The 1,341-nt window shown below is 35.7% G+C and carries 1 protein-coding gene; it reads right to left on the bottom strand.

Annotated features, from left to right (window positions below; all coding sequences use genetic code 11):
* Positions 1 to 92: 92 nt before the first annotated feature.
* Complete coding sequence (locus BMY50_RS27860) at positions 93 to 1,118, bottom strand: IS110 family RNA-guided transposase (RefSeq protein WP_162276692.1); 1,026 nt, start codon at positions 1,116 to 1,118, stop codon at positions 93 to 95.
* Between the last annotated feature and the right edge of the window lie 223 nt (positions 1,119 to 1,341).

The following is a 1,341-nucleotide window of genomic DNA, read 5'->3' as shown; positions in this document are numbered from 1 at the left end:
AAAAAAGGTACTGTGTTAAATTCCAAATATTTTATAACTTTATTTTTTATAAAGGAGAGCAGCGCAAGCTATTCATCCTGTGTAGGCAGATCTCAGTATCTGCCTACTTCCATTACAGCGTTATTTATTTGTTCTTCGAAAATATATTCCTGATCATTCTTCCATAAGATATATATTAAGATCAGCAACTTTCTAGCTACAGCAGTTATTCCGATTTTTTTAGCTGGCTTCCTGTCAATTATTCTTTCATAAAATACTTTTAGATCTTTATTATATCGGCTAGCAGCGAGTGCAGGCATATAGAGTGCCTTTCTAATGAAGCTATTTCCTTTTTTTGATATCTTTGACTTTCCCTCGTGGCCTCCAGATTGATTATGTTGAATATCCAAGCCACAATAGCTTACTAACTGCTTAGCATTTTTAACTAATGCAAAGCCATTTGTTTCGGCCAAAACAATTATGGCTGTTATAAAACTGACACCTGGTATGGTAATGACTTTAGTAATTTTATCATAAAATAAGGTGTCCGACATTACCGTTGTTCTAAGTTCGGCCTCAATTTCAAGCAATTGATTTTCAAGCAAGCTTATTTGCCTTTTTAATCGTCTTGAAACAGAAACAAGGCAGTTATAACTATGCTCTTTGGCATGTAACTGATTTTTTGCTGCAACAATCTTGACTTTAGCTTCTTGATATTCACGTGTTAATGACTTTATTTCACGCATAAATTTGGTAGGCATTTTCCAGTAATCCAGTTTACGTTCTAAACCAAATCTACTTAGGATTTGAGCATCTACATTATCCGTTTTAGTTTTAATATTAAGGCTTTTAGAATAGTGCTTAATTTTATTAGGCAGTACAACGGAAAGTTGCTGATTACGATCATCCAGCCAGAAAGCTAACCGTTCATAGTAAACTCCTGTTGCCTCCAAAACAAAAGATACCTCCTTATCTCCTTGCTGTAAGCACCAATCCAATAATTGCCCGAATCCCTTTAGATCGTTTGTAAAGGTTTTTGGCCTGCTAAAAACAGTGATCTCTTGCTGACTACTTCCCAAGCAGCAAACTATCGAATCCTTCGATACATCTACGCCAACACAATGTTTAGTTGTTTTCATGATAAAATGGGTTAATGAGACAGCAAAAGCTTCCATCATCTTTTCTCGCATTTATACGGGATGCCAAAGCTCCCTAAGTACTGTTCAGACTCGGAGAAGCATTAGGAGATGGTGAATGATTCTTTTTTCGGGATATTACCTTCAACTCCCTGAAACAAAATATTTCTTCCCTTCTCCTCTTGCTATTTCTCCAGAAACTTAATGATTTCCAAACATACGAGAA

Origin of the sequence: Olivibacter domesticus (assembly GCF_900109575.1) — a bacterium.
GTDB lineage: Bacteria > Bacteroidota > Bacteroidia > Sphingobacteriales > Sphingobacteriaceae > Olivibacter > Olivibacter domesticus.
The sequence above is the reverse complement of the archived record's forward strand: the minus strand, read 5'-3'. Positions and strand labels throughout refer to the sequence as shown.

Excerpts from the sequence above, each read along its gene's own strand:
- BMY50_RS27860 (WP_162276692.1), bottom strand. The coding sequence starts at position 1,118 with ATGAAAACAACTAAACATTGTGTTGGCGTAGATGTATCGAAGGATTCG.